The 26,089-nt window shown below is 42.0% G+C and carries 26 protein-coding genes and 2 tRNA genes; 19 read left to right on the forward strand and 9 right to left on the reverse strand.

Translation table 11 applies throughout. From position 1 onward, the window contains the following. Window positions 1–46 precede the first annotated feature (46 nt). The 3 genes from NYG90_RS00335 to thiC all read left to right on the forward strand — a co-directional run bounded on the left by NYG90_RS00335 (window position 47) and on the right by thiC (window position 3,077). Window positions 47–577 carry a glycosyltransferase family protein gene (locus NYG90_RS00335; protein ID WP_285264525.1) on the forward strand — a complete coding sequence of 177 codons (531 nt, stop codon included), beginning with the start codon at window positions 47–49 and terminating at the stop codon, window positions 575–577. Next, entirely contained in the window at window positions 546–1,601 is a 1,056-nt protein-coding gene (locus NYG90_RS00340) for a hypothetical protein (protein WP_285264526.1), read from the forward strand. Before NYG90_RS00335 ends, NYG90_RS00340 begins: the two co-directional genes overlap by 32 nt. Before the next feature lie 117 nt (window positions 1,602–1,718). Further along, the gene (gene thiC, locus NYG90_RS00345) at window positions 1,719–3,077 is read left to right on the forward strand and encodes a phosphomethylpyrimidine synthase ThiC (protein WP_285256209.1); all 1,359 of its coding nucleotides are present in this window, start codon (window positions 1,719–1,721) and stop codon (window positions 3,075–3,077) included. A gap of 40 nt (window positions 3,078–3,117) precedes the next feature. On the opposite strand, the gene NYG90_RS00350 is transcribed toward thiC, so the two are convergent. Beyond that, window positions 3,118–3,276 carry a hypothetical protein gene (locus NYG90_RS00350; protein WP_285256210.1) on the reverse strand — a complete coding sequence of 53 codons (159 nt, stop codon included), beginning with the start codon at window positions 3,274–3,276 and terminating at the stop codon, window positions 3,118–3,120. 23 nt (window positions 3,277–3,299) lie between these two features. Here NYG90_RS00350 and NYG90_RS00355 point away from each other — a divergent pair, with 23 nt between their 5' ends. Both NYG90_RS00355 and NYG90_RS00360 read left to right on the forward strand, forming a co-directional pair. Then, a complete protein-coding gene (locus NYG90_RS00355; protein WP_285264527.1) occupies window positions 3,300–3,449 on the forward strand; it encodes a hypothetical protein in 150 nt (49 codons plus the stop codon). Between the two features lie 13 nt (window positions 3,450–3,462). Next, entirely contained in the window at window positions 3,463–3,600 is a 138-nt protein-coding gene (locus tag NYG90_RS00360; protein ID WP_285256212.1) for a hypothetical protein, read from the forward strand. A 29-nt stretch (window positions 3,601–3,629) separates the two neighbouring features. On the opposite strand, the gene NYG90_RS00365 is transcribed toward NYG90_RS00360, so the two are convergent. Further along, window positions 3,630–4,211, reverse strand: coding sequence for a YceI family protein (locus NYG90_RS00365; RefSeq protein ID WP_285264528.1), 582 nt, complete (start codon window positions 4,209–4,211; stop codon window positions 3,630–3,632). Between the two features lie 261 nt (window positions 4,212–4,472). Between NYG90_RS00365 and NYG90_RS00370 the strand changes: the two genes are divergently transcribed. The 3 genes from NYG90_RS00370 to kcuS all read left to right on the forward strand — a co-directional run bounded on the left by NYG90_RS00370 (window position 4,473) and on the right by kcuS (window position 10,580). Next, window positions 4,473–7,754, forward strand: coding sequence for an autotransporter outer membrane beta-barrel domain-containing protein (locus NYG90_RS00370; protein WP_285264529.1), 3,282 nt, complete (start codon window positions 4,473–4,475; stop codon window positions 7,752–7,754). A 280-nt stretch (window positions 7,755–8,034) separates the two neighbouring features. Beyond that, on the forward strand, window positions 8,035–10,257 hold the full coding sequence (locus NYG90_RS00375; RefSeq protein WP_285256215.1) for a carbon starvation CstA family protein: 2,223 nt from the start codon (window positions 8,035–8,037) through the stop codon (window positions 10,255–10,257). A gap of 101 nt (window positions 10,258–10,358) precedes the next feature. Then, window positions 10,359–10,580: a KCU-star family selenoprotein gene (gene kcuS, locus NYG90_RS00380; protein WP_407925328.1), complete on the forward strand. Its 222-nt coding sequence runs from the start codon at window positions 10,359–10,361 to the stop codon at window positions 10,578–10,580. Window positions 10,581–10,688: 108 nt separating this feature from the next. Here kcuS and rpsU read toward each other — a convergent pair whose 3' ends face one another. Beyond that, window positions 10,689–10,901, reverse strand: coding sequence for a 30S ribosomal protein S21 (gene rpsU, locus NYG90_RS00385; RefSeq protein ID WP_285256216.1), 213 nt, complete (start codon window positions 10,899–10,901; stop codon window positions 10,689–10,691). Between the two features lie 113 nt (window positions 10,902–11,014). On the opposite strand from rpsU, the gene NYG90_RS00390 reads away from it, so the two are divergent. The 3 genes from NYG90_RS00390 to NYG90_RS00400 all read left to right on the forward strand — a co-directional run bounded on the left by NYG90_RS00390 (window position 11,015) and on the right by NYG90_RS00400 (window position 12,604). Then, a tRNA-Arg gene (locus NYG90_RS00390) sits at window positions 11,015–11,091 on the forward strand. Window positions 11,092–11,151: 60 nt separating this feature from the next. Continuing rightward, window positions 11,152–11,706 (forward strand): acyloxyacyl hydrolase, encoded by a 555-nt coding sequence (locus NYG90_RS00395; RefSeq protein ID WP_285264530.1) that lies wholly within the window; start codon window positions 11,152–11,154, stop codon window positions 11,704–11,706. Between the two features lie 70 nt (window positions 11,707–11,776). After that, window positions 11,777–12,604: a prephenate dehydrogenase gene (locus NYG90_RS00400; RefSeq protein WP_285256218.1), complete on the forward strand. Its 828-nt coding sequence runs from the start codon at window positions 11,777–11,779 to the stop codon at window positions 12,602–12,604. Window position 12,605: 1 nt separating this feature from the next. Here the strand turns inward: NYG90_RS00400 and ruvC are convergent, their stop codons facing one another. After that, the gene (gene ruvC, locus NYG90_RS00405) at window positions 12,606–13,088 is read right to left on the reverse strand and encodes a crossover junction endodeoxyribonuclease RuvC (RefSeq protein WP_285256219.1); all 483 of its coding nucleotides are present in this window, start codon (window positions 13,086–13,088) and stop codon (window positions 12,606–12,608) included. A gap of 209 nt (window positions 13,089–13,297) precedes the next feature. Between ruvC and dnaA the strand changes: the two genes are divergently transcribed. The 4 genes from dnaA (at window position 13,298) to NYG90_RS00425 (ending at window position 18,502) form a co-directional block, all read left to right on the forward strand. Further along, window positions 13,298–14,614, forward strand: coding sequence for a chromosomal replication initiator protein DnaA (gene dnaA / locus NYG90_RS00410; RefSeq protein ID WP_115010978.1), 1,317 nt, complete (start codon window positions 13,298–13,300; stop codon window positions 14,612–14,614). 150 nt (window positions 14,615–14,764) lie between these two features. Next, the gene (gene dnaN, locus NYG90_RS00415; protein ID WP_285256220.1) at window positions 14,765–15,892 is read left to right on the forward strand and encodes a DNA polymerase III subunit beta; all 1,128 of its coding nucleotides are present in this window, start codon (window positions 14,765–14,767) and stop codon (window positions 15,890–15,892) included. 12 nt (window positions 15,893–15,904) lie between these two features. Then, window positions 15,905–18,244 (forward strand): DNA topoisomerase (ATP-hydrolyzing) subunit B, encoded by a 2,340-nt coding sequence (gene gyrB / locus NYG90_RS00420; RefSeq protein WP_285264531.1) that lies wholly within the window; start codon window positions 15,905–15,907, stop codon window positions 18,242–18,244. Between the two features lie 9 nt (window positions 18,245–18,253). After that, window positions 18,254–18,502 carry a superinfection immunity protein gene (locus NYG90_RS00425; protein ID WP_115010981.1) on the forward strand — a complete coding sequence of 83 codons (249 nt, stop codon included), beginning with the start codon at window positions 18,254–18,256 and terminating at the stop codon, window positions 18,500–18,502. Here NYG90_RS00425 and NYG90_RS00430 read toward each other — a convergent pair whose 3' ends face one another. After that, a complete protein-coding gene (locus tag NYG90_RS00430) occupies window positions 18,503–19,255 on the reverse strand; it encodes an exodeoxyribonuclease III (protein WP_285256222.1) in 753 nt (250 codons plus the stop codon). A 119-nt stretch (window positions 19,256–19,374) separates the two neighbouring features. Between NYG90_RS00430 and NYG90_RS00435 the strand changes: the two genes are divergently transcribed. Both NYG90_RS00435 and NYG90_RS00440 read left to right on the forward strand, forming a co-directional pair. Then, window positions 19,375–19,450: transfer RNA gene (locus NYG90_RS00435), tRNA-Phe, on the forward strand. A 102-nt stretch (window positions 19,451–19,552) separates the two neighbouring features. Then, on the forward strand, window positions 19,553–20,392 hold the full coding sequence (locus NYG90_RS00440) for a hypothetical protein (protein WP_285256223.1): 840 nt from the start codon (window positions 19,553–19,555) through the stop codon (window positions 20,390–20,392). Window positions 20,393–20,438: 46 nt separating this feature from the next. On the opposite strand, the gene NYG90_RS00445 is transcribed toward NYG90_RS00440, so the two are convergent. The 4 genes from NYG90_RS00445 to rsmA are packed head-to-tail and all read right to left on the reverse strand — an operon-like array spanning window position 20,439 to window position 24,593. Next, entirely contained in the window at window positions 20,439–20,678 is a 240-nt protein-coding gene (locus tag NYG90_RS00445; protein WP_285264532.1) for a DUF2443 family protein, read from the reverse strand. A 9-nt stretch (window positions 20,679–20,687) separates the two neighbouring features. Further along, window positions 20,688–21,704, reverse strand: coding sequence for a KpsF/GutQ family sugar-phosphate isomerase (locus NYG90_RS00450; protein ID WP_285256224.1), 1,017 nt, complete (start codon window positions 21,702–21,704; stop codon window positions 20,688–20,690). A gap of 10 nt (window positions 21,705–21,714) precedes the next feature. Continuing rightward, entirely contained in the window at window positions 21,715–23,703 is a 1,989-nt protein-coding gene (locus NYG90_RS00455; RefSeq protein ID WP_285256225.1) for a ribonuclease J, read from the reverse strand. Beyond that, the gene (rsmA, locus tag NYG90_RS00460; RefSeq protein WP_285256226.1) at window positions 23,700–24,593 is read right to left on the reverse strand and encodes a 16S rRNA (adenine(1518)-N(6)/adenine(1519)-N(6))-dimethyltransferase RsmA; all 894 of its coding nucleotides are present in this window, start codon (window positions 24,591–24,593) and stop codon (window positions 23,700–23,702) included. The genes NYG90_RS00455 and rsmA overlap by 4 nt, the downstream gene beginning before the upstream one ends. Window positions 24,594–24,743: 150 nt before the next feature. On the opposite strand from rsmA, the gene hisF reads away from it, so the two are divergent. Together hisF and NYG90_RS00470 are read left to right on the forward strand one after the other, a co-directional pair. Beyond that, window positions 24,744–25,508 carry an imidazole glycerol phosphate synthase subunit HisF gene (hisF, locus tag NYG90_RS00465; RefSeq protein ID WP_115010987.1) on the forward strand — a complete coding sequence of 255 codons (765 nt, stop codon included), beginning with the start codon at window positions 24,744–24,746 and terminating at the stop codon, window positions 25,506–25,508. Between the two features lie 21 nt (window positions 25,509–25,529). Then, window positions 25,530–26,087, forward strand: coding sequence for a phosphorylase family protein (locus NYG90_RS00470; protein WP_285256227.1), 558 nt, complete (start codon window positions 25,530–25,532; stop codon window positions 26,085–26,087). The last annotated feature ends 2 nt before the right edge of the window (window positions 26,088–26,089 follow it).

Consider the following 26,089-nt stretch of genomic DNA (forward strand, 5'->3'; position numbering starts at 1 on the left):
AACTCTGCTATAATGCAAACCCTTACTTCAACACAAGCGAGAATCTATGCAAACACAATGCAGTATGAAAAACTCTCTACATAACATAAGCGCAAATAGCGCGCTTTGGACATATCTAGCCATTATGGTGCTAGCTCTTGGCGTGCTAGCTAGAATCTACTGCTATATATGGCACAAGGATTTATGGCTTGATGAAGCAATGCTAGCTTTTAGTATGTATGGAATCTCTTTTAGGGAGCTGTTTTTCGCGCCACTTCCCTTCACGCAAGCCGCACCGCTTGGCTTCTTGCTTGTCTCTAAGACTTTGGGTGCTGTGTTTGGGTATAGCGAGTGGGTGCTTTACTTCCTGCCTTTTGTATGCGGGCTAGGCACGCTTATCTTGGCATATATGATTGGCAAAAGGCTCTTCTCTCCCTTTGGCTGCTTTGTCTTTATCCTGCTTGCTGTGGGGAATATGGGGCTTTTGCACTACACCACAGAATTTAAGCAGTATGGGATAGAGGCATTTTGTAGCTTTCTAATGATATATATATATATATTCGCGTTTGGAGCAAAGGAGCAAGCCGCTCTATCTTAGCCTAAGCATTATTGCTTGCTCGCTTTTTGCTTACACGGCGTTATTTCTTGGCGCGGCGATGTATTTGGCATTGCTAGTCCAGCATAGGCGCGAGACTCTAGGCTTTTTGCGATCGCATATTGTGCCTTTCTTGCTTTTGGGCGGATTTGTCGCGCTGTATTATCTGCTCTATATCCGCTATCAAAGGGTCGATGGATTCTACACTTACTGGCAGAGCTTCTTTCTCCCGCATTCACTTAGCGCGTATCCAGCCTTTATCAAAGACACCTTGCTTGGCGTGCTTGAAGGCTTCACGCCTTTTATCAAGTCTCAAGCCGTGCCTGTGTATATGTGTATGGGGCTGCTTGGATTGGTGGTCGCCTATAAGCAAGCGCGCTTTATTTTCACCCTGTGTATATGCGCGCTTTTGGTGTGGGTCGCTCTGTCTTTATGTAGAATCTACCCCTTTGGGCATAGTGGCGTGATAGGCGGGCGATTATCGCTGTATATGACACCTATTTTCAATCTGCTGTGCTGCTACTTTTTGGTCGCGCTTTTTGCTCGCTGGAAGCGGGCTGCGGTCGCGCTTGTGGTGGGGATCTTGGCAGCCACTCTGCTGCGCTATGGCAAAATCTACCCTCATTGGCACTATATCCAGCAAACCCACGCCCTTACCACCACCCTGCAAAATCAAGCAAATAGCGATGATTTGGTGGCTATTTATCGCGCTTCAAAGCCAGCGTTTATGTATTACAGCTTTTTAGATGGCTATGGCATAGCAGATACGCAGAGTCCAAAAGGCGCGCAAGCCCCCTACACCGGCGTGCGATTCACCACCTTTGACAAAGACTTGACACAGCTTGAGCAAACCTTGCGCCAAACAAAATCTAAGCGCGTATATCTGCTCATCTCCCACTATGAAGAAGAGTGGCTACAAGACTTGCGCGCGACTCTCTCGCGCCTAGATTCTAACGCGCAATATATACAAGGCAAAGGCGGCTGGGGAAGCTACCTCATAGTCATTAGCCTAGATTCTCTCCCCTAGATTCATTTTGACTTTGACAATCCAGCTGACTGATGATTCTAGGGTATTAGTGTAAGAGCGCGTATTGGCAAACTCTGCTATAATGCAAGCCTTTACTTTAATATAAGCGAGAATCTAATGAGAACACAATGGATACAAGAGCGTCAAAATGACCCTATAAAAACCCAGCTCCACTACGCCAAGCGCGGTATCATCACGCAAGAAATGCGCTATATCGCTAATATTGAGCATTTAGACCCAGAGCTTGTGCGCAAGGAAGTCGCCAAAGGGCGGCTGATAATCCCAGCAAATATCAATCACACAAACCTTGTCCCTATGGGCATAGGCGTGGCACTGCGCACCAAAATCAACTCCAACATCGGCTCAAGCCAGATCTGCAACTCCGCAGATGAAGAAGTAGAAAAGCTCAAAGTCTCTATCAAATACGGCGCGGATACGGTTATGGACCTAAGCACCGGCGGCGATCTTGATAAAATCCGCACCGCTATCATAGAGGCTTCTAGCGTGCCTATCGGCACAGTGCCGATGTATCAAATCCTGCACGATGTGCAAAATGATGTGCTAAAGCTAGATATTCCCACAATGCTCGCTACCTTAGAGAAGCAAGCGCGCCAAGGGGTGAGCTACTTCACTATCCATTGCGGATTTTTGCTCGCACATATGCCAGCAGTTTCTAGGCGCAAAATGGGCGTGGTATCGCGCGGTGGGAGCCTTATGGCAAGCTATATGCTGCATTATCATAGGGAAAATCCATTCTATGAAGCCTTTGATGAGATCCTAAAAATCTGTCAAAAATACGATGTCAGCCTAAGTCTAGGCGACTCTCTGCGCCCGGGCTGCTTGGCAGATGCCAGCGATGAGGCGCAGTTCGCCGAGCTAAAGGTGCTAGGCGAGCTGGCTAAACGCGCCTATGAAGCTGATGTGCAAGTGATGATAGAAGGACCCGGACATGTCCCGCTTAATCAAATCGAGCGCAATGTCAAGCTGCAAAAGGAGTATTGCAACGAAGCTCCCTTTTATGTGCTAGGACCGCTTGTAACAGACATCGCCGCGGGCTATGACCATATCGCCAGTGCGATCGGGGCTTGCGTAGCGGCGTGGAAAGGCGTGGCTATGCTCTGCTATGTAACGCCAAAGGAGCATTTAGGGCTGCCCAATGCCAAAGATGTGCGAGAGGGGATCCTAGCCTACAAAATCGCCGCCCACGCCGCAGACATCGCACGCGGCAGGATCAAAGCAAGGGAGCGAGATGACGCGATGAGCGATGCGCGCTATGCCTTTAACTGGAACAAGCAATTCGAGCTAGCCCTAGACCCAGATAGAGCTAGGGAATACCACGATGAAGCCCTGCCGCAAGAAGTGTTTAAAGAAGCGGAGTTTTGCTCGATGTGTGGTCCAAAGTTTTGCAGCTACAAAATCACGCAAGATATTTTCAAGCAGTATGGCGATAAAGTCAAAGAGCTAGAGCAAGCCTAGATCGGCTCTAAGCCATACGATTTTAACAATTTGTGTGGATTCAAAAAGTGGATTCTAGGCACTTTTGGGCGTTGTTGTTAGAATCCACTTTTTTCCCGTCATCGCGAGCGGCGTGAGCCGCGTGGCGATCCATAGAATCCACTTGATGAGATACTTCGCTGCTATGACAAGGGTCTAGGTTGGTATGACTAGAATCCACATTTGAAAAATGGATTCTAGGCTATGGATCGCCACGCGGCTCACGCCGCTCGCGATGACAGAAATTGGGCAGTGTCGGCTCGCGATGACAGGGAGTCGGCTTGTGGTTTGGATTTGCTAGAATCCACTTTTGCAAAAGTGGATTCTAAGGCTTGCGCGGTGTGGATTACTTAAAGAAGCTGCGGCTTTGGCTTGCTTTACCTTGTTTATGGAGTTTATGGATTGCCACGCCGCTACTACCACAGCGGCTCGCAATGACAGAAATGCCGAAGTTTCAAAAGTGGATCCTAGTGGATCTAGCTTGATTGCTAGAATCCACTTTTAAGAAATGTGTAGAAGCAGATCTAGCTCGCCCTACTTCACCGGTGCGCTGAAGTAGATCTCTACTTGCGTCCAGCTTCTGCCTTCATGCAGTGTCTCGCACGCTTTAGCAAGCTTGGCAAACGCCTCACTAAGCCCAAAATCCAGCACATCAATCACGCCCTTTGCTGTGAGCGTGCCATTTTGGATAGTGTATTGCATAGGGACTTTTTGGCTTTTGCCATTCATCGATACGCTTGCTAGCATTGTGCCTAGATTCTCGCCCGCTACGACCTCTCTAAAGACCACGCGGATAAGCTGCTTGCCCTTTTTGTCCTGCTTAAATTGGGAGAAGAAGTTTGCCTTTAGGCTTGCATCTTTGGCTGCATCGCCGAGATTTACGGCATTTGCCTCCATAGTGGCACTAGCACCCTCTAGCTGGGCAGCTATGCTATCGCCCTTTTTGAATTTAAAGACGATATTATTAAATGTCCCGCCAACGGCAAGCTTTTTGGGCGACTTATAGGCGGTGAATCCCGCCTTGGCATTGGCTGTGTCAATGCTCTTGGCAGAAAGCATTGAGAGAGAAGCTATGGCTAGAAGTGCTAGCACTTTGTGAAGTCCTAAAGATCGCATTGTAAGTCCTTTGAGATAAATTGGGTAGTGGATATTGTAGCGCAAAGCGCGTGGGATTCTGGCGCGTGGATTCTAGTGGTGCGCTGCATTGGGTCATTTTGCTACATTCTGCCAGCAAATGCTAGGGCTTGAGATTTAAGCTAGTTTGGCGATATTGCTCAAACCAGCTATAATCACGCGCGATTTTATAAAAGAGAGTAAGCAAGGGGAGTGATGTGAAGCTAGTGCGATGTATGATAACTATTCTCGCTCATAAGTCGCGTGGTAGTGGTATTTCTGTGGGGGGGGGGGGGGGGCGATATGCGTGCGCTGATACTCGCCCCACTTGTGCTGGCTCTATGGCTACCTGTATTTGCGCAAGCAAACAAGGATATTTCTAAAGATGTTTATTGTCTCTACACCATTCAAGGCTGGCTAAATTTTTGTGGGTCTAGTCAATACACTCCAAAACCAAATGACGATGAAGCAAAAATATTTTATGTAAAAGATACACGCACATATTCTCAAGGCGCGGTATGGGATACACAAGTTTTCACCGCTACTTATAGCAATGGCACGCTTGTGCTTGGCAATGATAAAAAAGAAAGCGGGACAGGCACTATCCGCTTTGGTCAAGGGGGCTGGCAAGGACATATAGAAGCAAACTTCAATGTCAAAGAAGCCTTTCTCACAGGCAATCTAATAGCGGGCAATGAAGTGCAGCCTTCAGCCACAGGCGGTGGAGCGACAATAAACATCAATGCTAGCAACTCCATAGAAGCAAAAGACTTTACTTTAACATTTGTGATGAACTCCACAAACTCTCACGCAAACTTCAAGGCAGATTCTATTTCTATGGAAAATGCGAAGTTTCATTTACAAGCTGGCGGACATACGCTGAAGTTTGAATCAAATAAAGACATAGATATAAAGGGCAGTGGCTCTTATATGAATCTCTATGCTGGGACAGCTGGATTTGGCGGAGCGGAAGCGCGATTTAAGGGGGAGAATCTAAACTTTGCAGGCACGATTGTGCTAGGTAGAGAGAGTGGAGATGATGCGTGGCTAGATTCTGCGCTAAATGGCGCGAAAATCTATGTAGAAGACATCAAGGGCAAAGCAAGCTTTGGCACAATCAAATCGCGCAAGGGGCATATCATCGCCAATAGCAATATGTCTATCGATACGCTAGAAATCCTCCAATCCGCACAAGGAGCAACAGGACACGATATAAGCCCAGAATCTAGGCTATTTCTAAAAGACAATGGCACCTATACGATCAAAAATCTCACCCTACACGATGATCAAGCAAGCTCTCGAGCGTGGCTCTATGTCTATGGTGGGACAGGCTCTAGCCTAACGAGCGAGAATATCACGCTAGGGGTTAATTCTGCTTTCCATAGTGGGGGCATAGCAAAGCTAACAAGCAAGAGCTTAACGCTAAAATCTGGGGCTGCTTTCCACGGCGGTGCTATCACACAGACCAAGGTCGATACTATCACGCTAGGCAGTAATTCTGTCGCGCACTTTCACAATCTCACCCTAACTCCCGGTGGGCAGATCATAATGGACGCTACCAACACCCAGCTTGTGCTAGATAATCAATTTATCAATGGTAAAAATGAAGCAGGCGTGCTAGAGCTAGGCGTATCGATCAAGGATTCTAATTTGCACAATGGCTATGGCAAGCCAATCCTAGCTATCACTAATGCTGGAGCAAATCTAGAGAATATCCACTTTAAAGCAGGCGAAGTAAAAAGGCTCATTGATGCAGGGGAGATTAAGTATAACTTTGTGGATTCTAGTGGGCAGGCTTCTCTAATCCATTGTGATGGCAGTGAGAAAGAAAAATGCGAGAGTATCAAAAACCTTATAGGAATCTATGCAGGCAATATGCCTACACAAGATCCTAATAACCCAGACTATACAAAAGATCGCTTTGATCTTAAAGCCATAGGGCTAAAGTATGAAAAAGTGCTCACTTATAACTACATAGGGCTAAAGATTAGCTCCGATAATGCAAACAACCCTTATCAAATAGGCGATATACGCTACTACCTCTATGAAAAATGTGGGCAAGAATGCATAGAGCAAATAGGCTCTATCTCTAATACCGCTACTATAACCCAAGGAGTGCAAACACAGCTTAGTGGTGATGGCAAGGAAATCTATGTGTATGAATACACAGATTCTAGTGGCAAGCTTAATAAAATCTTTTGTAATTCTAACGACACAGAGCAGTGTAAAAAAGACAATAAGATTGAAGACAACAATGGCAGCATTACCCTAACCCAATCCAATGCCACACAGGTAGAATCTGATGTGTATGATTGGCTAAACTTTCTCTCTATCTATGATAAAGGTATCACTTGGACAGGGGCAAATGTCTTAAACTATGATTTAGACTTTTTCTTGCAAACTGCCAACCAGCTTAATAACACCCTAGACCAACTTGCTTCTATTGATAGGAAGACTTCTACTTCATCTTCTACAAGACTTGCAGCAGATATTGCTAGATCAAATCGCCTAGTCAAGCTCTCAAACTTTAGTCCTAATTCTACAAACAATGCCTTTGCAGCTCTAAAAGCCAAAGCCCTAGCAAAGCTCCCCCACTATGCAGAGTCTAGCACCATAGCAAGCGATGCTACTCCTAGGAAGAATCCTGCCTTTTTGTATAAGTTTAGCAATCGCCACGACTTTATGAATAATATCTGGGCGACAGGGATTGGTAGCACCACCTTTGTCAAAAATGGGCACGGCACACTTTATGGGCTAAATGCTGGCTATGATAGATTTATCCCCCTAGGAGAGAGTGGGCTAATCCTTGGGGCTTCTACTTCTTATGGCTATGGGACTTATAATGCTGATTTACTTACAAATCACAGCCACAATGTCAATGCAGGATTCTACTCTAGGGCATTTATCGCTAATCACGAGATAGACTTCACTGCAAACTACACCCTAGGGATCAATACTGAAGATATTAAAACAAGAGAGAATCCATTTTTACGATCATTAGAGCAAGGCTATGCCTACAATACTCACGCTATCAATATCAATGCCAACTATGGCTATATCTTTGGCACGAATAACAAATCGCTTGTCTTTAAGCCTATGGGTGGGCTTAGCTACTACTATATCAGTGTAGGAGAGCTTAATGGTGGCAATAAATTTATCACTGCTAATCCAGAGTCAAATATCACACCAGATTCTAGCAATATCGCTATACAAAGCCCAGATACACAAAGACATCTCCTAGCCCTAAATCTAGCCCTAGAGACAAGGCAGTATTTCTCTCAATCAAGCTATTGGTTTATCAACATTGGAGCGCAAAAAGATCTCTATATCTCTAATGGCAATAGAGAGAATGTGCGATTTGTAGGGAATAACTCTCTAAGCTATCGTAGCAATGATGGACTAAACACACATTTACTAGGCACAGCAGGTGGAGAGGTGCTACTAGGCAAGCAAACTTTCATCAACTTTGCTCTAGGGTCAAAGATAGGACTAAGCTATAAAGACATTAACCTTACAGCAAACCTAGGAGTAAGGTATGTGTTTTAGGGGATTGGGACGGAAAAATTGCAATGGAAAATGGGACTAGAGTAGAATCTAGTAACTGCCTAGCATAAGTATCAACACACTAAGTCTCACAGCAAATGCCAAGCTACAGAATATCCACACATTGAGATTCTATTAGTGTTACAAATTGCTATGCTTATGGTGGTGATTTTGTTACTTTTTAGGTGTTTTGTTACTTTTGCGTGTAATTTTTAGTGAAAAATGCCAACTTTACAGCGCACTGCCTATTATAATGCCTAGAAATCTACTCAAAGGAGCAACGATGAACCAGATAATTAAAAATCTAGTTTGGCTACTTGTCGCCGTGGTAGGTGCATTTTACTTCGGTATGCTAGCACTTAACACCGGTGAAGAAGTGAGCGCGACTTGGCTTGTGATCGCATCTGTGTGTATTTATATGATTGGCTATCGCTTTTATAGTAAATATATCGCAGAAAAGGTCTTTGAGCTCGATGACAATCGCGCCACCCCTGCGGTCATCAATAATGATGGCAAGGACTTCGTCCCTACAAATAAAGTCGTGCTTTTTGGACATCATTTTGCCGCTATTGCTGGGGCTGGTCCGCTTGTAGGTCCTATCCTAGCGGCGCAAATGGGCTATCTGCCTAGTATGATTTGGCTGCTTGTCGGGGTGGTGCTAGCAGGTGCGGTGCATGACTTCACAGTGCTTTTTATCTCTATGCGCAGAAATGGTCGCTCACTAGGTGAAATCATCAAAGATGAAATGGGCAAGACAACCGGCTCTATCGCGATGATCGGGATATTTTTCATTATGCTTATTATCGTGGCGATTTTGGCAATGGTCGTTGTCAATGCGCTGGCTGATTCTCCTTGGGGGCTTTTCACAATTGCTATGACAATCCCTATCGCTATCTTTATGGGGATCTATATGCGCTATTTGCGCCCCGGTCGTGTAGGTGAGGCTAGCGTGATTGGCTTCATCTTGCTTCTTGCTGCACTTTACTATGGGCAAGCCCTAACAGATCCAGCCCACCCTTGGCACGATGTGTTTTTGCTAGAGAAAACTACTCTATCACTTATCATCATCGCCTATGGCTTTATCGCTTCAATCTTGCCTGTATGGCTACTACTTGCTCCTAGAGACTACTTAAGCACATTTTTGAAAATCGGTGTAATTGTAGCGATGGCTGTGGGGATATTGATTGTAAATCCTCCATTGCAAATGCCTAAGGTTACTGCCTTTATCGATGGCACAGGACCGGTATTTGCCGGATCGATTTTTCCGTTTTTGTTTATCACCATCGCGTGTGGGGCTATTAGTGGATTCCACGCGCTTATCTCTAGCGGCACTACGCCAAAAATGGTGGAGAAAGAGACCCACACACGCCCTATCGGCTATGGCTCTATGCTTATGGAATCTCTTGTAGGCGTTATGGCTCTTATTGCCGCTTGTATCTTGGAGCCGGGACTTTACTTTACGATAAACTCCCCACTTGCTCTGCTTGATCCAGCAGCAGCAACTGCCCTTAGCGCGGATATGGGGACAATCGAGCAAAGCGTGAAGACTATCTTGCAAAATGGTGGCTTTGTCTTGCAGCCTGAAATGCTTACAAATGGGCATTTTGTTACAATGATAGAAGAGACTACAAAGGCTGTAGGTGAGCCTACACTCGTGGCTAAAACAGGTGGTGCGCCGACATTTGCCGTAGGACTTACACAAATCTTACACGAAGTCGCTGGCGGTAAAGAATCTATCGCATTTTGGTATCACTTTGCGATTTTGTTTGAAGCACTCTTTATCCTAACAGCTGTTGATGCAGGGACTCGATCTGGACGCTTCCTTATCCAAGATGTGCTAGGCAATGTCTATAAGCCTATAGCAAATACACAATCAGCCCTATGGGGTGTGGTGGCTTCTGCTATTTGTGTGGCTGGCTGGGGCTATTTGCTCTATCAAGGTGCTATTGATCCACAAGGTGGGATATTTACACTATGGCCACTCTTTGGTGCGAGCAATCAAATGCTAGCAGGGATCGCACTGCTACTTGGCACGGTCGTGCTTTTCAAAATGGGGAAAGCTAAACATAGCTGGGTTACTATTATCCCAGCAGTATGGGTGCTTACAACAACACTTTATGCCGCGACACAAAAACTCCTCCCAGCAAATGGCGAGCGCGTGCATGATGCAGTAAGCCACATCGCCACCGCGCAAAATCAAACTGCTTTAAGAGAAAAAGCCTTAGGCTTCATCGCTAAGCTTCAAGAAATGGGGGCTGATGCAAGCACAATGCTTGAGGGCAAAACTCTTGAAGAGTGGCAAAAGGTCGTTAGCAAAGCTGATATTCTTATCCATAATCACACTTTAGATGCGATTCTTTGCGCGTTTTTCATTTTTGTAACGCTTGTGGTGATTGGCGCGACAATTAGAATCTGCTATCTTACAGCAATTGGCAAGGGAGAAAAATTCCCACTTAAAGAAGAGCCCTATCAAGAAAGCAAAAACTTTTCTATACAAGCACATTAGGCTTGTATAGGCACAAGGATCTTTCAATGCAAAAGACAGCTGCAAAATCTTCGCCCGCTCAAGCGGGCTTAAGCGAAGCTAGATTCTACCCGCCTGTGCTGGTGAAAAAGGAAAATACCTTTACTCGCGTGTGGAGCAAGGTGCGGATTTTGTATAAGAGAAGCGATAGGTTTTTCCACTTGCTTGTGGGAATGCCAAGCTATGATAAATATGTCGAGCATATGCGCACAAAGCACCCAGATAGAGAGATCAAATCGCAAAAGGAATTTTTCAAAGAAGCTCTTGAAGCTCGGTATAATGGCGGAGTAAATCGCTGCTGCTAGAATCTATACTTTTACAAAACTCATACGGCTACAAATAAAATCAAATAGTAGAATCTAAAGCGGTTATAGTAGATAAAAGCTAATCCCGACCCAAAAGGGCTAGCGGGATTATAGTCTTGACTCATAGCGTCTCAACATATAAAGTCGTTTAAGCATTTTTTTCTTAGCGTTTATCTTTTGTTTCTTGCGTTGTTCTGTTTTGCTTTCAAAAAACCTTCTAGCGCGACATTCTGTAACGACTAAATTCCGGTCTGTTTGCTTTTTAAACTTTCTATACGCTTCGTCAAAAGACTCGCCTTCTTTGACTTTTATGCCAGGCATTATGCATCACCTACTTTCGTTTGTTTTAGCCCTAAGGCGTGCGTATTCTATCACAATTTAAATTAGTTTTAAAAACACTTTTGCTAGAATCCGCTCCTTACTTCATTTGATATGTGCTCGTAGCTCAGCTGAATAGAGCAACAGGTTGCGGTCCTGTAGGTCGGGGGTTTGAATCCCTCCGAGCACACCACTTCACTGGATTTAGATTCTACTTCACTTAGGTTGTAAATGAGCTTTTATATAAATATATTTGCCCCCCCCCAAACGGATTCTACAAGCTTTAGCTTTTAGCGCACTCTTTGTTTATCAGCTTTTTGGATTAGATTCTACTAAGCCTGTTTTCACCACTTATGATAATAGTCTTGCTTTGGGCATTTATGCAGACTTTAGTGAAAAGAGCTTCGCTGATGTCTATGCGCTTGGATTCTACTATGCCCAGCCTAATACATTCTTTCGTATCAATGGCAGAATCAACCTTGAGCTAGAAGCATTTTTGCCCATTAAGCCACCATTAAAGCGGCAAATCATCTTTGGAGCAGCACAAGACATTATCCTACCGATTTATAAATCCCTATACGCAGGCATTGGCATAGGGATTTATATACGATCAAATGAAGGAGATGATGGGAGAATCGGCAGTGCCTTTACCTTTGGGGAGAGAGTTTTTGCAGGATTTTATCACCGGCTTACTCATAAAACTACTATATTTTATGAATGTATCATTAAGCATTATTCAAATGGAAATTTAGAGCGACCAAATATAGGATACAACTACCTTGGTTTAAACGCTGGCGTGGCGTTTTAATACCTAAGTATTACATAAGAGCTTGGTAGATTTTGCTATAATCGCGGCTATTTTATCTTTAAGGGTTAGTATGCAAGCTGGGATTATAGGGCTAGGACTTATTGGCGGTAGTATGGGTCTTGCGTTGCGAGAGAGCAAGATTTTCAAGCGGATTTTGGGATTTGATACAAATGCCTTGCATTCTAGGCAAGCTTTATCACTCGGGCTTGTCGATGAGTGTGTAGAATTTGAGCAAATACAAGAATGCGATGTGATCTTTATCGCTACACCGCTTGATGGGATTATCGCTACATTGCAAAAACTCAAGCCTTCTTCTCCCACGACTACGATTATCGATCTAGGCGGGGCAAAGAAAAAGATTTTAGATTCTATCCCCCAAAATATTAGAAAGAATTTTGTCGCTGCTCATCCTATGAGTGGGACAGAAAACTACGGACCAAACGCCGCTGAACAAGGACTTTTCCACAATAAAATCGTAATCCTAACAGATATTGAGCAAAGTGGGGAATACCAAGTCGCTTTGGCAAAGCAGATTTTCATCGCCATTGGTATGAGACTTATTTCTATGTCTGCCATTGACCACGATAGGCATGTCGCTTTCATCTCTCATTTGCCTCATATCATCTCCTTTGCATTAGCCAACGCTGTCCTAGCGCAAGAAGAGCCACAAAATATCCTAGCACTTATTGGAGGGGGATTTAAGGGTATGAGTCGTCTTGCTAAAAGCTCGCCGATAATGTGGCGCGATGTCTTTGCACATAATAAACAAAATCTTCTAGAAGCAATCGACCACTTTGGAAAAGAAATGCTCTATGCTGAAAAACTTGTCCAAGAAGACAAGTGGGACGACCTCATCGAGTGGATGAAAAAGGCAAATACCTTGCACACATTTTTGTAGTTTATGGGTATTTTGCTTGAGATTTTAGTGTGCGCGCGTGTGTTATAGCCACTGCTATAGCATCTGTGATGTCAAGAGGTTTGATCTCTTGCTTGATACCTAGAATCTGCTTTACCATAAAAGCAACTTGTGTTTTATCGGCTTTAGCTTTACCTGTGATGGTCTTTTTCACTTGTAGGGGCGTGTATTCTGCAAAATTCCCCAACTCTTGCAAAATTTTTAAACTAATCGCGCCGCGCATTTGTGCTAGCTTTAAAACACTTTGAGGATTATGAGCATAAAAGATTCCCTCCATAGCCACAGAATCTATTATATGCGCTTGCAAAATCAAATCTATCCCTTCAACAAATTCTAGGATTTGACTCTGCAAATCTCTACTTGTAATCTTTATAAACCCAGCTTCTGCGAGCTTTAAGGTAGAAGTGGATTCTACTATGGCATAGCCGCAATTTCTACTACCCGGATCAATACCTAAAATCTTCATCTTTTTCCATTTTATCTTTTTCACATATTGGATTTGTTAGAATCCGCTTCCATTTGTCATAGAAGTTTATCTAGTTTATTGCGCTGTGTATCGGCATTTTGGCATATTGTAAGAAAATGTGTAAAGATCGTATAAGAGTTTTTCACATATTTTTCACATAATATTTCACACTTGTGAAAAACTTTATCACGATAGTTTAAGGAGTAAAAATGATTTGGGATGAAGTGCTCGTAACATTGAAAAATGAAATTTCTCAATACGAGTTTAGCACCTACATATCATTGATGAAATACGATGAGAACGCATCTAAAAGCAATTTAGCAGTGTTTATGGTCCCAAATCCATATATAGAAAAATGGATTAAAAGTAAATACACTGATAAAATCAAACATATCTTTGAGATTCACACAAAAACCAAAACAGATATAAAAATTATTGTAGCTAAAGATAAGCAAAATGTGAAAAACTATAGACAAAAGATACAAAAATCCCAATCCCAAACTCTTCTTAATTCACAACAAACCTTTGACAACTTTGTCGAGGGCAATAGCAATAAATCCGCCCTAATCATCGCAAAATCTGTCGCCGAGCATCAAGCTAAATCCTATAATCCAGTGCTATTATACGGACACACGGGGCTTGGAAAGACTCATTTACTTTGCGCCATAGGAAATGCCGCTATTGAACGCGAAAAGAATGTCATTTATATGACTACAGAGGAGTTCTTAAACGAATGGCAAAAACACCTAAAACAACGCACAATGGATACCTTTAGAGATAAATACAGAGAATGTGATTATCTCCTTATCGATGATGTGCAGTTTCTCGGAGGTAAAGGTGGCTTACAAGAAGAATTTTTCAACACTTTTGAAGCTCTCCATAAAAACAACAAACAAATTGTAATGACTAGTGATAAGCTTCCCAAACAAATCCAAGGCTTAGAAGACCGCTTGCGATCGAGATTTGAAGGGGGTATGATGATGGAAATCCAACCTCCTGAGATCGAGACCAAAATCCGCATAATCGAGCAAAAATGTCGCGATAATAAAATCAATATGGAAAAAGACATTATCAACTTCCTTGCAGAAAATATCAATGAAAATGTCCGCCAGATTGAAAGCATCATATTAAAGCTAAGTTTTCATCATTCAATGACCAATCAGCCTTTCAGTATCCCTATGGCAAAAAATGTCATCAAAGAAATCCAAAAAGAATCAAATGAAGAAATCAGCTTAGAAAAAATCATAGAAACCATCGCCAAAGAATGCAATATCAAACCAAGTGAAATCATCTCCAAATCCCGTAAAACCCAAATCGTCCAAGCAAGACATCTAGTCATCTATCTAACAAGAACACTCTCTAATATAGATTCTATGAGTATGCTTGCTCAAAAACTCAATATGAAAGACCACAGCGCGATCTCAAAAGCTTTCACCCAAATCACCAAAAAAATCGAGCAAGACAAAGATCTAAAGCTACTTACACAAAACCTAAAAGCCAAGATCCAAAGCGAAAAAAGTCTCTAATTTAACTAGATTTTGCTAAAATACGGCAAAACAAGTGAATAATCCCTGACATTCTAAAATGCTCCAAAATACCGCATACAATGAATAAAGAATGGTTTTTCACTTTTTCACGACCCCTACTATTACTACTAAACACCTAAAGGAGATGCAATGAAAATCACTTTGAACAAAAACAACTTTGAAATCGTGCTAAACAATTTCCAATCTTTCCTTGACAAAAAAGACTCTTCACAAATCACTTCACACATATATCTTGAGACTTTAGACAATAAGCTTCTCCTAAAAGCCACAGATTATGAGATCTCTATCCAATCAAAGATAGACATTATCCAAAAAATCGAAGATGGTATAGCTACAATCGAGGGGAAAAAGATTCTATCCATTATCAAGCCACTAGATGATGGAGAAATCACCCTAGAAACAAAAGAAGGGCAAATACTTATCAAGCAAAAAAACAAATACAATAAAGAAGACAAGTTTGAATTACCAACATTCAATGCCACAGAGTTCAATAATGCTACAAAATTCCCAGAAATCAATGAATCAGACACACAAATCAATCTAAATCCTGTAGATTTTATAGAATCTATCAAGAAAGTCGCCATAGCAACAGATGCTACAAGAGCTGATACTCTGCGGGTAGAATTAACCGGAATCCTACTTGATGTTAAAGATTATCATTGCAATTTTGTCGGCACAGACACAAGAAGACTTGCAATCATCCGCCAAAACACTCAATCCATTGGATCACAATTTTCTATCATAATACCTAGACGCGCTATTATGGAGATTTCCAAGCTCTTTTATGATGAATTTGAGATTTATATCAATAAAAGATTAGAATCTGATCCTACGATGCTTTTCATCAAATCACAAAACTATACTTTCTCCACGAAGCTCATAAGTGGAAAATATCCAGACTATGAAAAAATCATCCCCAAAGAGTTTAAAATCCAATCTAAACTCCCAAAAGATGATGTCATAAAAGCCATAAAAAAGGTAAATTCTCTCTCTACAAATATTAAAGGCACATTAGATTCTAGTGGCTTAATCTTTGAAACGATAAATTCCGAAAGCTCAGAATCTGCTACAACTCCTATTGATATTGCTCTTAACATTGCAGAGCCAATTACACTTGGTATGAATTCTCGTTATGTGCTTGATTTCTTAGGATTTGTAGGAAGTAATGAATTTGAAATTTTGATCAACGATAGTAATATGCCATTTATGCTAAAAGATGATAAATACTCCACAATTATAATGCCTGTGTTATGCTAGTAAAGGAATAAAATGCAAGAAGATCATAAAACACCATCATACACTGGACAAAATATCAAAGTCCTAAAAGGACTTGAGGCAGTTAGAAAACGCCCGGGTATGTATATCGGTAGCACAAATATCAATGGTCTGCACCATATGGTATATGAAGTGGTGGATAACTCTGTCGATGAAGCTATGGCTGGATTTTGTAATAAAATTAGCATTAGGCTTACACACGAAGGCAGTGCTATCATTGAAGACAATGGTAGAGGGATACCCGTAGATATTCACCCTACTGAAAATATCCCTACTGCCACGGTCGTGCTTACTGTGCTACACGCTGGTGGGAAATTTGATAGTGAAGTATATAAAGCATCTGGTGGTTTGCACGGAGTTGGGGTTTCTGTTGTTAATGCTTTATCAAAAAAGCTCATTATGACTATCCACAAAAACGGCAATATCTATCACCAAGAATTTGCTGCTGGAATCCCTACTTCTGAATTAGAAATCATCGGTGAAACCAAGAAAAATGGCACGATTATTGAATTTTTCCCTGATGATAGCATTATGGAAGTGGTTGAATTTGACAAAGATGTTTTAACCCGCAGATTTAAAGAAATGGCATATCTAAACCAGAATCTAACTATTGATTTCATCGATGAACGCAGTGGTTTTAGAGAGTCTTATCACTTTGAAAATGGACTTATGCAATTTATTCAAGATGTCAATAAACGCCCTGCTATTGCTTCAACAATTTACTTTAAAGGTGCGGATCAAGAGACGGAAATGGAAATAGCACTTGTCTATAATGAAGGCTTTGATGAAAATGTCCTAAGCTTTGTAAATAATATCCGCACTCCAGATGGTGGGACACACGAAGCTGGCTTTAGAGCAGGACTTAGCCGTGTAATTATGAACTACATAGAAGCAAACGCAAATGCTCGTGAAAAGGACATAAAAGTAACAGGTGATGATGTGCGTGAAGGGCTTGTGGCGATTATTTCTACGCGCATTATCGATCCGCAGTTTGAAGGACAAACAAAAGGCAAGCTAGGAAGCTCTTTCATTAAACCAATCATACAAAAGCTTACAACGGAGCGATTAAGCAAATATTTTGAAGAAAATCCAAATGATGCAAAAGCTATTATGCAAAAGGCATTGCTTGCAGCAAGAGGGCGAGAAGCAGCGAAAAAAGCGCGCGAACTCACACGAAAAAAGGAGAATTTTTCCGTAGGGACATTGCCCGGGAAGCTTGCTGACTGCCAAAGTAAAGACCCAACAGAATCCGAAATCTATCTTGTAGAGGGGGATTCTGCGGGTGGCTCTGCCAAGCAAGCTAGAGATAGACTCTATCAAGCTATTTTGCCTTTGCGAGGTAAGATTCTTAATGTCGAAAAATCACGCCTTGATAAGATTTTGAAAAGCGGAGAGATTAAAAATATGATTACTGCTTTTGGCTGTGGCATTGGAGAAGATTTTAATCTTGAGCGGCTGCGTTATCATAAAATCATCATTATGACTGATGCTGATGTTGATGGAAGTCATATTCAAACACTACTTATGACATTTTTCTATCGTTATTTAAAGCCACTTATTCAAAATGGACATATTTATATCGCGCAGCCACCACTTTACTGCTTGCAATTAAAAAAGAATAAAAATAAAGAGCTATACCTAAAAGATGATAAAGCCTTGAGTGAATTTCTTATTGAAAATGGTATTGAGAATTTCACATTTGAAGGTATCGGTGAAAAAGAGTTGATCGAAATCTTGAAAAAGATCTCGCAATATCGCTTGATACTAAAAGAGCTAGAGAAACGCTATGCGATGATTGATATTGTGCGGTTTTTAATAGAAAAGCCTGCGGTAAGAGATGTGGATTTTACGCAGATGTTTGCAGAGATTGAGAAATTTCTACCGACAATTGAATGCAATATTTTAAATAAAACAATTGCACAAGAGTTTCTCACGCTTTATGTCCAAACGCCCACAGGACTTGTGGAGACGACTATTGATCAAAGCCTTTTTGTCAATAATTTTTTCAAAGAAGCGTGTGATATTTATGCAAAGATTCAAGAAAGAGATCTTGTGTTTTTAGAAGGAAAAAATATCATCAAAGTCTTAGAAGAAATAGAAGAATCCACTAAAAAAAGCTACGATATGCAGCGTTACAAAGGTCTAGGTGAAATGGACCCAGATCAATTACAAGAAACTACTATGATCCCAAGTAATAGGACACTTTTACGCGTAACTTTGCCAAATGAAGAAGAGGCTGATAGGATTTTCACGCTTTTTATGGGTGATGAAGTAGAACCTAGGAGAGAGTATATCCAGCTCCACGCAAAAGATGTAAAAAACCTTGATGTATGATAAGTTAAAATGTTTGAAACAGAGCAGCTAATCATCATCGATGGTGTAGAGATTCTCACGCGTGGGGTTGATTATTGGTCTTTGGGAGTTTTTATCCTTATTTTTGTTGCTAGTATAGCGGTGTATTTTCTGCCAAGTCTTATCGCTATACTTCGACATCACCGAGATAGATTTCTAATCCTTATTATCAATGTGTTTTTTGGTTGGAGCGTGCTTGGCTGGTTTATGGCTCTTATTTGGAGCTTTATGCGTAGATAGCTATAAAATCTCCAACCCCACAGGACAATGATCACTTCCTAAAATCTCAGGGTAAATGCTAGCACTCTTTAACCTAGAATCCAAAATTTTAGAGCAGAGAAAGTAATCAATACGCCACCCCGTGTTGTTTGCCCTAGCCTTTCCCATATAGCTCCACCAAGTGTAAGCCCCCTCTTTGTCAGGGTAAAAGTGGCGATAAGTATCTGTGAAGCCAGAATCTAGTAGCGCACTCATTTTCTCTCTTTCTTCATCAGTGAAGCCAGCGTTTCTGCGGTTTGTTTTAGGGTTTTTTAAATCAATCTCTTTATGTGCGACATTGAGATCTCCGCAGACAATTACGGGCTTTTTAGATTCTAAGGCTTTTAAAAATGCGCGAAAGTCATCTTCCCACTCCATTCTGTATGCTAGGCGTTCTAACTCTCTTTTAGAGTTTGGAGTATAGACATTCACAAGATAAAAATCGCTAAATTCTGCTGTGATAATGCGCCCCTCTTTGTCGTGGTGGGCGATCCCCATATCATAGCCCACGCTTAAAGGCTCTTGCTTACTAAAGATTGCCACGCCAGAGTAGCCCTTTTTCTCCGCGCTATTCCAGTATTCATAATATCCGCTGAAGTCAAATTCTGCTTGCTCTTTGTACATTTTGGATTCTTGGATACAAAACACATCTGCATTAACTGCTTTAAAAAACTCCATAAAGCCCTTATTCATACACGCTCTTAGTCCATTAACATTCCAAGAAATTAGTTTCAATGTAAATCCTTTAGTCAAATGTGCGGATTATAGGATAAAAGTCCTTATGGTTTTTATAATTTAAGCGTATTTTTAATCAAAACAAGGCAGAATCCAAATTTACTTTGATTTCGTCTAGTGGCTCGATAGCTCAGTCGGTAGAGCAGGAGACTGAAAATCTCCGTGTCGGTGGTTCGATTCCGCCTCGAGCCACCACTCTTCTTCTTAATCATTTTTCATTCCTTTTATGATAAGTATTTTTATCTTTTACATACATTGTGCTATATTAACTCATTTGCCTTTGCAAAGGATTTGATAATGGTGCGGATACTTTTACTTATTTTCTTACTTTGTAATTTTACTTTGGCTTACAAATGTCATTATGGGGTTCGCTGCCAAGATTCTCGTATAGGACTTGGTGGTTATTATACACATTTACACTCGCCGCGTGTCAGCACGCACAATGGTGGTGGGTTTCTCACTTTGCAAGAAGATTCGTATTGGAAATGGTTTTATCTAGGTGGAGAGTTATCTGCTGGTGTTGGTGGCTCATCAATGAGTGGCATAGCAAGTGCAAGTGGTAATTATGAGAGTATCAGCGATAGAAATTGGTTTGCTCTTGTTACGCTTAATGCTGGGACTAATCTTGGCTCACTAGAGAAGCCTACATTTTTGTATATGTCATTTTCTACGGATTTATATGATGTAGGCTTTGAGAAAAATCGCGGGAGATTTATGGATTTTGGGCTTTTCCTAGGTGTGGGGGCGTTTCATAGGATAATGCTTACAGATAAGCTTGCATTAGAGCCTAGAGTCAATATCGCTTGGAATGCGACCCGCCGACTTGCTGGCTATGGCTATAATGTGAGATCTGATAAATTAGCTGGTGCATTTGATGGCAGCTACAAAGCAGAGCTATCTCTAGGGATACTCTATCGTGGCAATGCCTATGATAGTGTAGAAGACATAGGCGAAGCACTTGCACAAAGATCACGCTTTGAGATACCAGATTTCTACGCCAGAATCAAGGGAGTGTATTATCATATGAATGCCCTTACTATGCCTTATTTAGATACGCAAACACTCCACCACCCTGAAGCAAATAACTTTGCGCTTATGCTTGAGTTTGGTATAGGACTTAATGCGCCGTTTAATTGATAAATAAAGCCTAGTAGGTGTAGTTTTGGCTTCTGTGTAGAAAGGATTAAAACACTAGCATTTCGCGCTTGATTTTATTAAGCTTATCAATTTGCTCCTTTAGTGCATCAACTTGCTCGTTGATCTGCTCTAGCACCGCCATTTTTAGCTCTTCTGGCATATCCATAGAGCCGCGTTTGATCATTATGTAATCCACAAAGCTAATCTTCCCCATACCAAGTAGGATTTGGATTTCATCGCGGATTTCTTCGATTTTAATGATTATTTCATTGATTTTTTCAAACATTTTTGCTCCTTATGATGTGATACCCTCGCTAAGAAGAGTGTGGATATGCAAAACCCCTAGAATCCACTTTTTATCATCTGTGATGACAAGCAGCTGGATTTTGTTTGCTTCTATGATTTTTAGGGCTTCTTTGGCTAGGAGATTGGGATTCTGGCAGGTTTTTGGATTTGGCGTGGCATAGGTGATCGCTCTAGCGTTGATGTCAAAATCATCTCTCATCATAGCCCGTCGCAAATCTCCATCACTTAGCACTGCTATAAGCGTGTTGTCTTCGGCGATGAGTGCGCTTCCAAGCCGTTTTTGTGTCATTGTGATGATGGCATCTTTTAGCGGTGTTTGTGGGGAGATTATGGGGAGATTGTCTCTCTGCATAAGATCGGCGATTTTGACAAAGAGTTCTTTCCCCAAGCTTCCGCCCGGATGTAACGCGCCGAAGTCGTATTTGCTAAAATTCCTTGCTTGTATGAGACAGGCTGCTAGCGCATCGCCCATAGCTAGGGTAAGAGTGGTGGAGCTCATCGGGGCAGCTTGTATGGGGCAGGCTTCTTGCTCTATGGCAATGGGTAAGAAATAATCCCCAAGCCTGCTTAGTGCAGAATCTGGGGCTTTACTCATTGTGATAATACCGCTTGCAAGGCGTTTGAAATGCGGCATAATCGCTAAAATCTCACTACTCTCTCCGCTATAACTTATCGCTAGGATTATGTCATTTGCTCCTATCATTCCAAGATCGCCGTGCAGAGCTTCGGTGGGGTGGAGAAAGAAGCTTGGCGTGCCTGTGCTAGCAAGTGTAGCGGCGATTTTGCTGCCGATATGCCCACTCTTCCCCACGCCGCAGACGATGAGCTTGCCGCCTTTATCCGTGGCTTTGATGATGGATTCTATAATTGAGTCCCAAGCAATTTGCGCACATCGCTCGGCTGTGTTTTGCAGCTCTTTTGCTTCTAGGAGTAGGACTTCGCGTGCGATTTGTGTGTATTTTGTAGAATCCAGTTTTGATCCTGCTTGCTTTTGTGCGTGGCTCATCGCGTGGCTCTTATGCGGTAAAGATATGGAGCATAATCGCAGGGTATTTTTTGAGCTTTTTAAAGAGCAGCTTTCTTGTGAGATTTCGTATCTCCCCTTCTAACAGCTTTTTGTTATTAAGCACTTCTGGCTTTATTGTGCGGATAGACATTTCAAGTGCGCCTTGCAGCTCTTTTTGCAGCTCTTTTTGCTCTTTTTCATTGGCTATGCCTATCATCTCTATTTCTAGGGAGCGGATTTTCTGCTCGCTTTGTGTGATGAAAGCGACCATACTCACAAGCCCAGCGTCTGCTAGATCTTGGCGATCTTTAATCGTGCTAGAATCCACTTCTTTGCACGCTTGATTATCGATGAAAACTTTGCCTGATTTGACATTGCCGACTTTGCGCATATAGCTTGGATTGACTTCGATTTGATCGCCATCTTCCATAAGCAAGATATTTTTCTCTAGCACACCGCATTTAATGGCAGTATCTTTGTGCTTGGCGACATGGTTATACTCTCCGTGAACCGGGAGAAAAAATTTGGGCTTGATGAGTCGCAGCATAAGCTTTTGCTCCTCTTGGGCGGCGTGTCCGCTTACATGGATTTCGCTAAAGTCTTGGTAGGCTACACTTGCCCCTGCTTTCATCAAGAAATTTAGCACGGCTGATACAGAGCCTTCATTGCCCGGGATTGCTTTGGCAGAGAGTATGATGAGATCGCTAGATTTGATTTTGACATGTCTGTGCTCATCTGTCGCCATACGATAGAGCGCGCTCATTGTCTCTCCTTGTGAGCCTGTGGTAACGATTAAGATCTCATTTTCAGGGTATTTTTCTACTTCGTGTGCTTCGATGAAAATGGAGTTTGGTAAATCGATATAGCCAAGCTCTCGTGCTATGTCGATGTTTTTTTCCATCGAGCGACCGATCACACAGACTTTGCGCCCATATTTGATCCCATAGGTGATCGCTTGATACACGCGGTGGATATTGGAGCTAAAAGTGCTCATTATCACGCGTCCTTGCGCACTTTTGAAAAGTGAGTCAAATGTCGGTCCAACGACTGCTTCACTCTGCGTGCAGCCGCTTTTGTGCGAGTTTGTAGAATCACTAAGCAGCAGCATAACGCCCTGCTCTCCATAATGCGCTAGGCGGTGCAAATCGGTGGGGAGATTGTCAATGGGAGTGTGATCGATTTTGAAATCGCCCGTGTGGAAGATAATGCCTGCTTCTGTTTTAATTGCAAGCGCGGAAGAGTCGATGATAGAGTGTGTGATATGTATCCACTCTATTTCAAATTCCCCGATTTGCACAGGCTCACGCTTTTGAATGACCTTTAGCATAGGGCGGAATTTCTTTAGTCCGTGTTCGTCAAATTTCGCCCCTATCATTCCAAGTGCTAGAGGGGTGCCATAGAGAGGGAACTGCAACTCTTTGAAAAGATATGGCACTGCGCCGATGTGATCTTCGTGTGCGTGGGTGATGATAATACCTGCGATTTTGTCCTTTATGGTGTGGAGATAAGTAAAATCTGGGATCAAAATATCCACGCCGTGCATATTTTCTTCTGGGAAGCTCATACCTACATCGATAATGATGGCAGATTTTTCTGTCTCCATTACCATCATATTGCCGCCGATTTCTCCTAGCCCACCAAGCGGCGTGATACGCACGCTGGCTTTTGTGTTGAGATTGAGCTTGTTGTGAGGGTTTAGGCTGTTTTTTTGGATTCTAGTGTTTGTCTCTACACCTTTTTTCAAATCCTTGTGGAATGCCAGATTCCCCCGCTCGCTCGCTCCTTGCACTTCTCTTGCTCCGCCTTGGTTCTCTTGGCGGTTGCGATTGGGCCACTGGCGTCTTTGCGGCTCGCCTTGGTTTTTTTGGTGAGATTGCGGCTCGCGATTGTGCGGCTCTCTGTTTTGATCCCTTTTAAAGCGATTGTTGAAAAACCGCCTTTTTGGCTGGGTGCTATCTTGTGTGTTGTGTGGATTTGGTTTGTTGTTTGGCTCATTCATAGGTGGTCCTTTAGTGTGTTGTAGATGTGGTGATACTTTTGTGTGCTGATTTGATGAGGTCTTGCGCTTTGCTCAATGGATTCTTGTGCGAAGATTTTATCTAGTAGATTCTCCTGCTCATATTGTTTAAAAAATGGCAAGAGATTATTAAATAGCTTTTTTCTCGGGGAGCTAAATGCCATTTTTAACATAGATTCAAAGCCGCTTTCAATGTGGGTAAAGTTTGTAGATTTTTTATGTCTAAATACTGATGAAGTTACTTTAGGCATAGGATCAAAGCTCTCTTTACTCACATCAAAAAGCAGTGCCATTTCTCCTGCGCTTTGTGCAATCACACTTAGCGCACAAAAATCACTTGATAAGGTATCTGCGCAGAATTTCAAGGCGACCTCTTTTTGTGTCATCACTACAAAGCCCTCACACAATGGATCGTGCAAGAGATTTAGCACGATGCGAGTGGCGATATTATAAGGGAGATTAGAGACAAGGATATAAGGCTCATTAGCAAGCCATCCTTTTTTGGATTCTACTCTACTATTGCTATCATCACTCATTGTGTGTAAAGCTTGTTTCGCATCTGTTTTCTTCGGTAGATTGAGATTAGAATCTATACCAAGAGATATAGATAGCACATCACAATTCACTAGAGAAAAAGTGTTAGCAAAACTGCGTGATGAAAATTTCTGCAAAACAAAAGAACACAGATCGGCATCAATCTCATAAGTCGTAAGACTTGCAATAGATAAAAGCCGCTCTGATAAATCACCCAAGCCAACACCGATTTCTATAAGTTTTTGATCTTGTAGTAGCTCGGCACTCACTTGGACAATTTGATCAAGGATAAAAGGATCTTTTAAAAAATTTTGCCCAAAACGCTTTTTCGCTCGCATACCCCGCTCGCAATAAACATACAATCAATGCAGCCCATTGTATCGAGTTTTTATTAACTTATGTAAGAACTTATGTGGATTTATGAAAATTTTTATATCTCTTTTATATACTTGCCATTTTATTATCGCCTTGTTGCAAAGGAGTGTGAGATGGCAAATCATCTTGCAAAGAGAATTATTCCCTGTCTGGATATAAAAGATGGGCAAGTGGTGAAAGGGGTGAATTTCATCGGCTTACAAAATATCGGCGACCCTGTTTCACTAGCAAGATTCTACAATGACTCTTTAGCCGATGAGCTTGTGATCTTAGACATTACAGCATCATTTGAGCATCGTCAAATTATCGTTGAGCTTATTCGTGAAATTGCTAAAGAAGTGTATATACCTTTGACAATAGGGGGTGGGGTTAAAACTTTGAATGATATGTATATGCTTTTGGATTCTGGAGCGGATAAAATTAGTATCAATTCTGCTGCAATTGCTGATCCAAGCTTGATTGAACAAGCGGCGAAAAGATTTGGCTCACAATGTGTAGTTGTGGCGATTGATGTGCGTTTGAGTGATTTGGGATATGAAGTGTATGTCAAGGGAGGGAGAGAGCGCACGGGGATATTGCTTGATGAGTGGGTAAAGGTTTGTGAAGAAAAAGGTGCTGGAGAATTTCTACTAACAAGTATGGATACGGATGGCACGAAAAATGGCTATGATATAGGTGCGTTGCAGATGATGAGAAGATCTACAAGCTTGCCTATAATCGCTTCTGGTGGGGCAGGTAAAGTGGAGCATTTGGAAGAGATTTTTTCTCTTGATGTGGCAGATGCGGCATTGGCAGCGAGTATTTTTCATAATAATGAAATCAGTATCATAGATGTCAAACACTATCTTGATGATCGTGGTATATCGGTGCGCTTGTAGGCAACATTGTAGGAAAGCTCGATGATAGTGTGTGCTGGTAGGAATGAAATCATTGCTTATGCTACGCCTATTGGTGTGGGATTGGTGGAGGCAAGTATGGGGCTTATGAGAATCTGCTTGCAAGAGTATATAGAGAGTTTAGTATTTGTCGGCTCTGCGGGGTCGTATTCTTATGAGCTACCATTGTTGTCTTTATGTATAAGCACTCGTGCCACACAGATAGAATCCAGTTTTGTCTCTGGGGATAGTTATACGCCGCTAGATAATTGTATAGAAAACAATGTTTCACAAGAAACATTTAGGGCAAAATATCGCTACTTGCGCGATGTCGTGGTAAATTCTTCTAACTATATTACGACAGATTCTAGGATTTGTGCTGCGATGTGTGGAGCTGGCATTATGCTAGAAAATATGGAATTTTTCGCGATTTTGCGTGTGGCACAGGAGTTTAATATCCCCGCTTATGGGGTATTTTGTATCACAAACTATTGCGATGCAAATGCACAAAAGGATTTTATGGCTAATCACACCTTGGCTAAAAAAGCGTTAGAAAACTTCTTACAAGTGCAAAAATTATGAAT

The sequence above is a fragment of the Helicobacter zhangjianzhongii genome, from assembly GCF_030249855.1.
Lineage (GTDB): Bacteria > Campylobacterota > Campylobacteria > Campylobacterales > Helicobacteraceae > Helicobacter_B > Helicobacter_B zhangjianzhongii.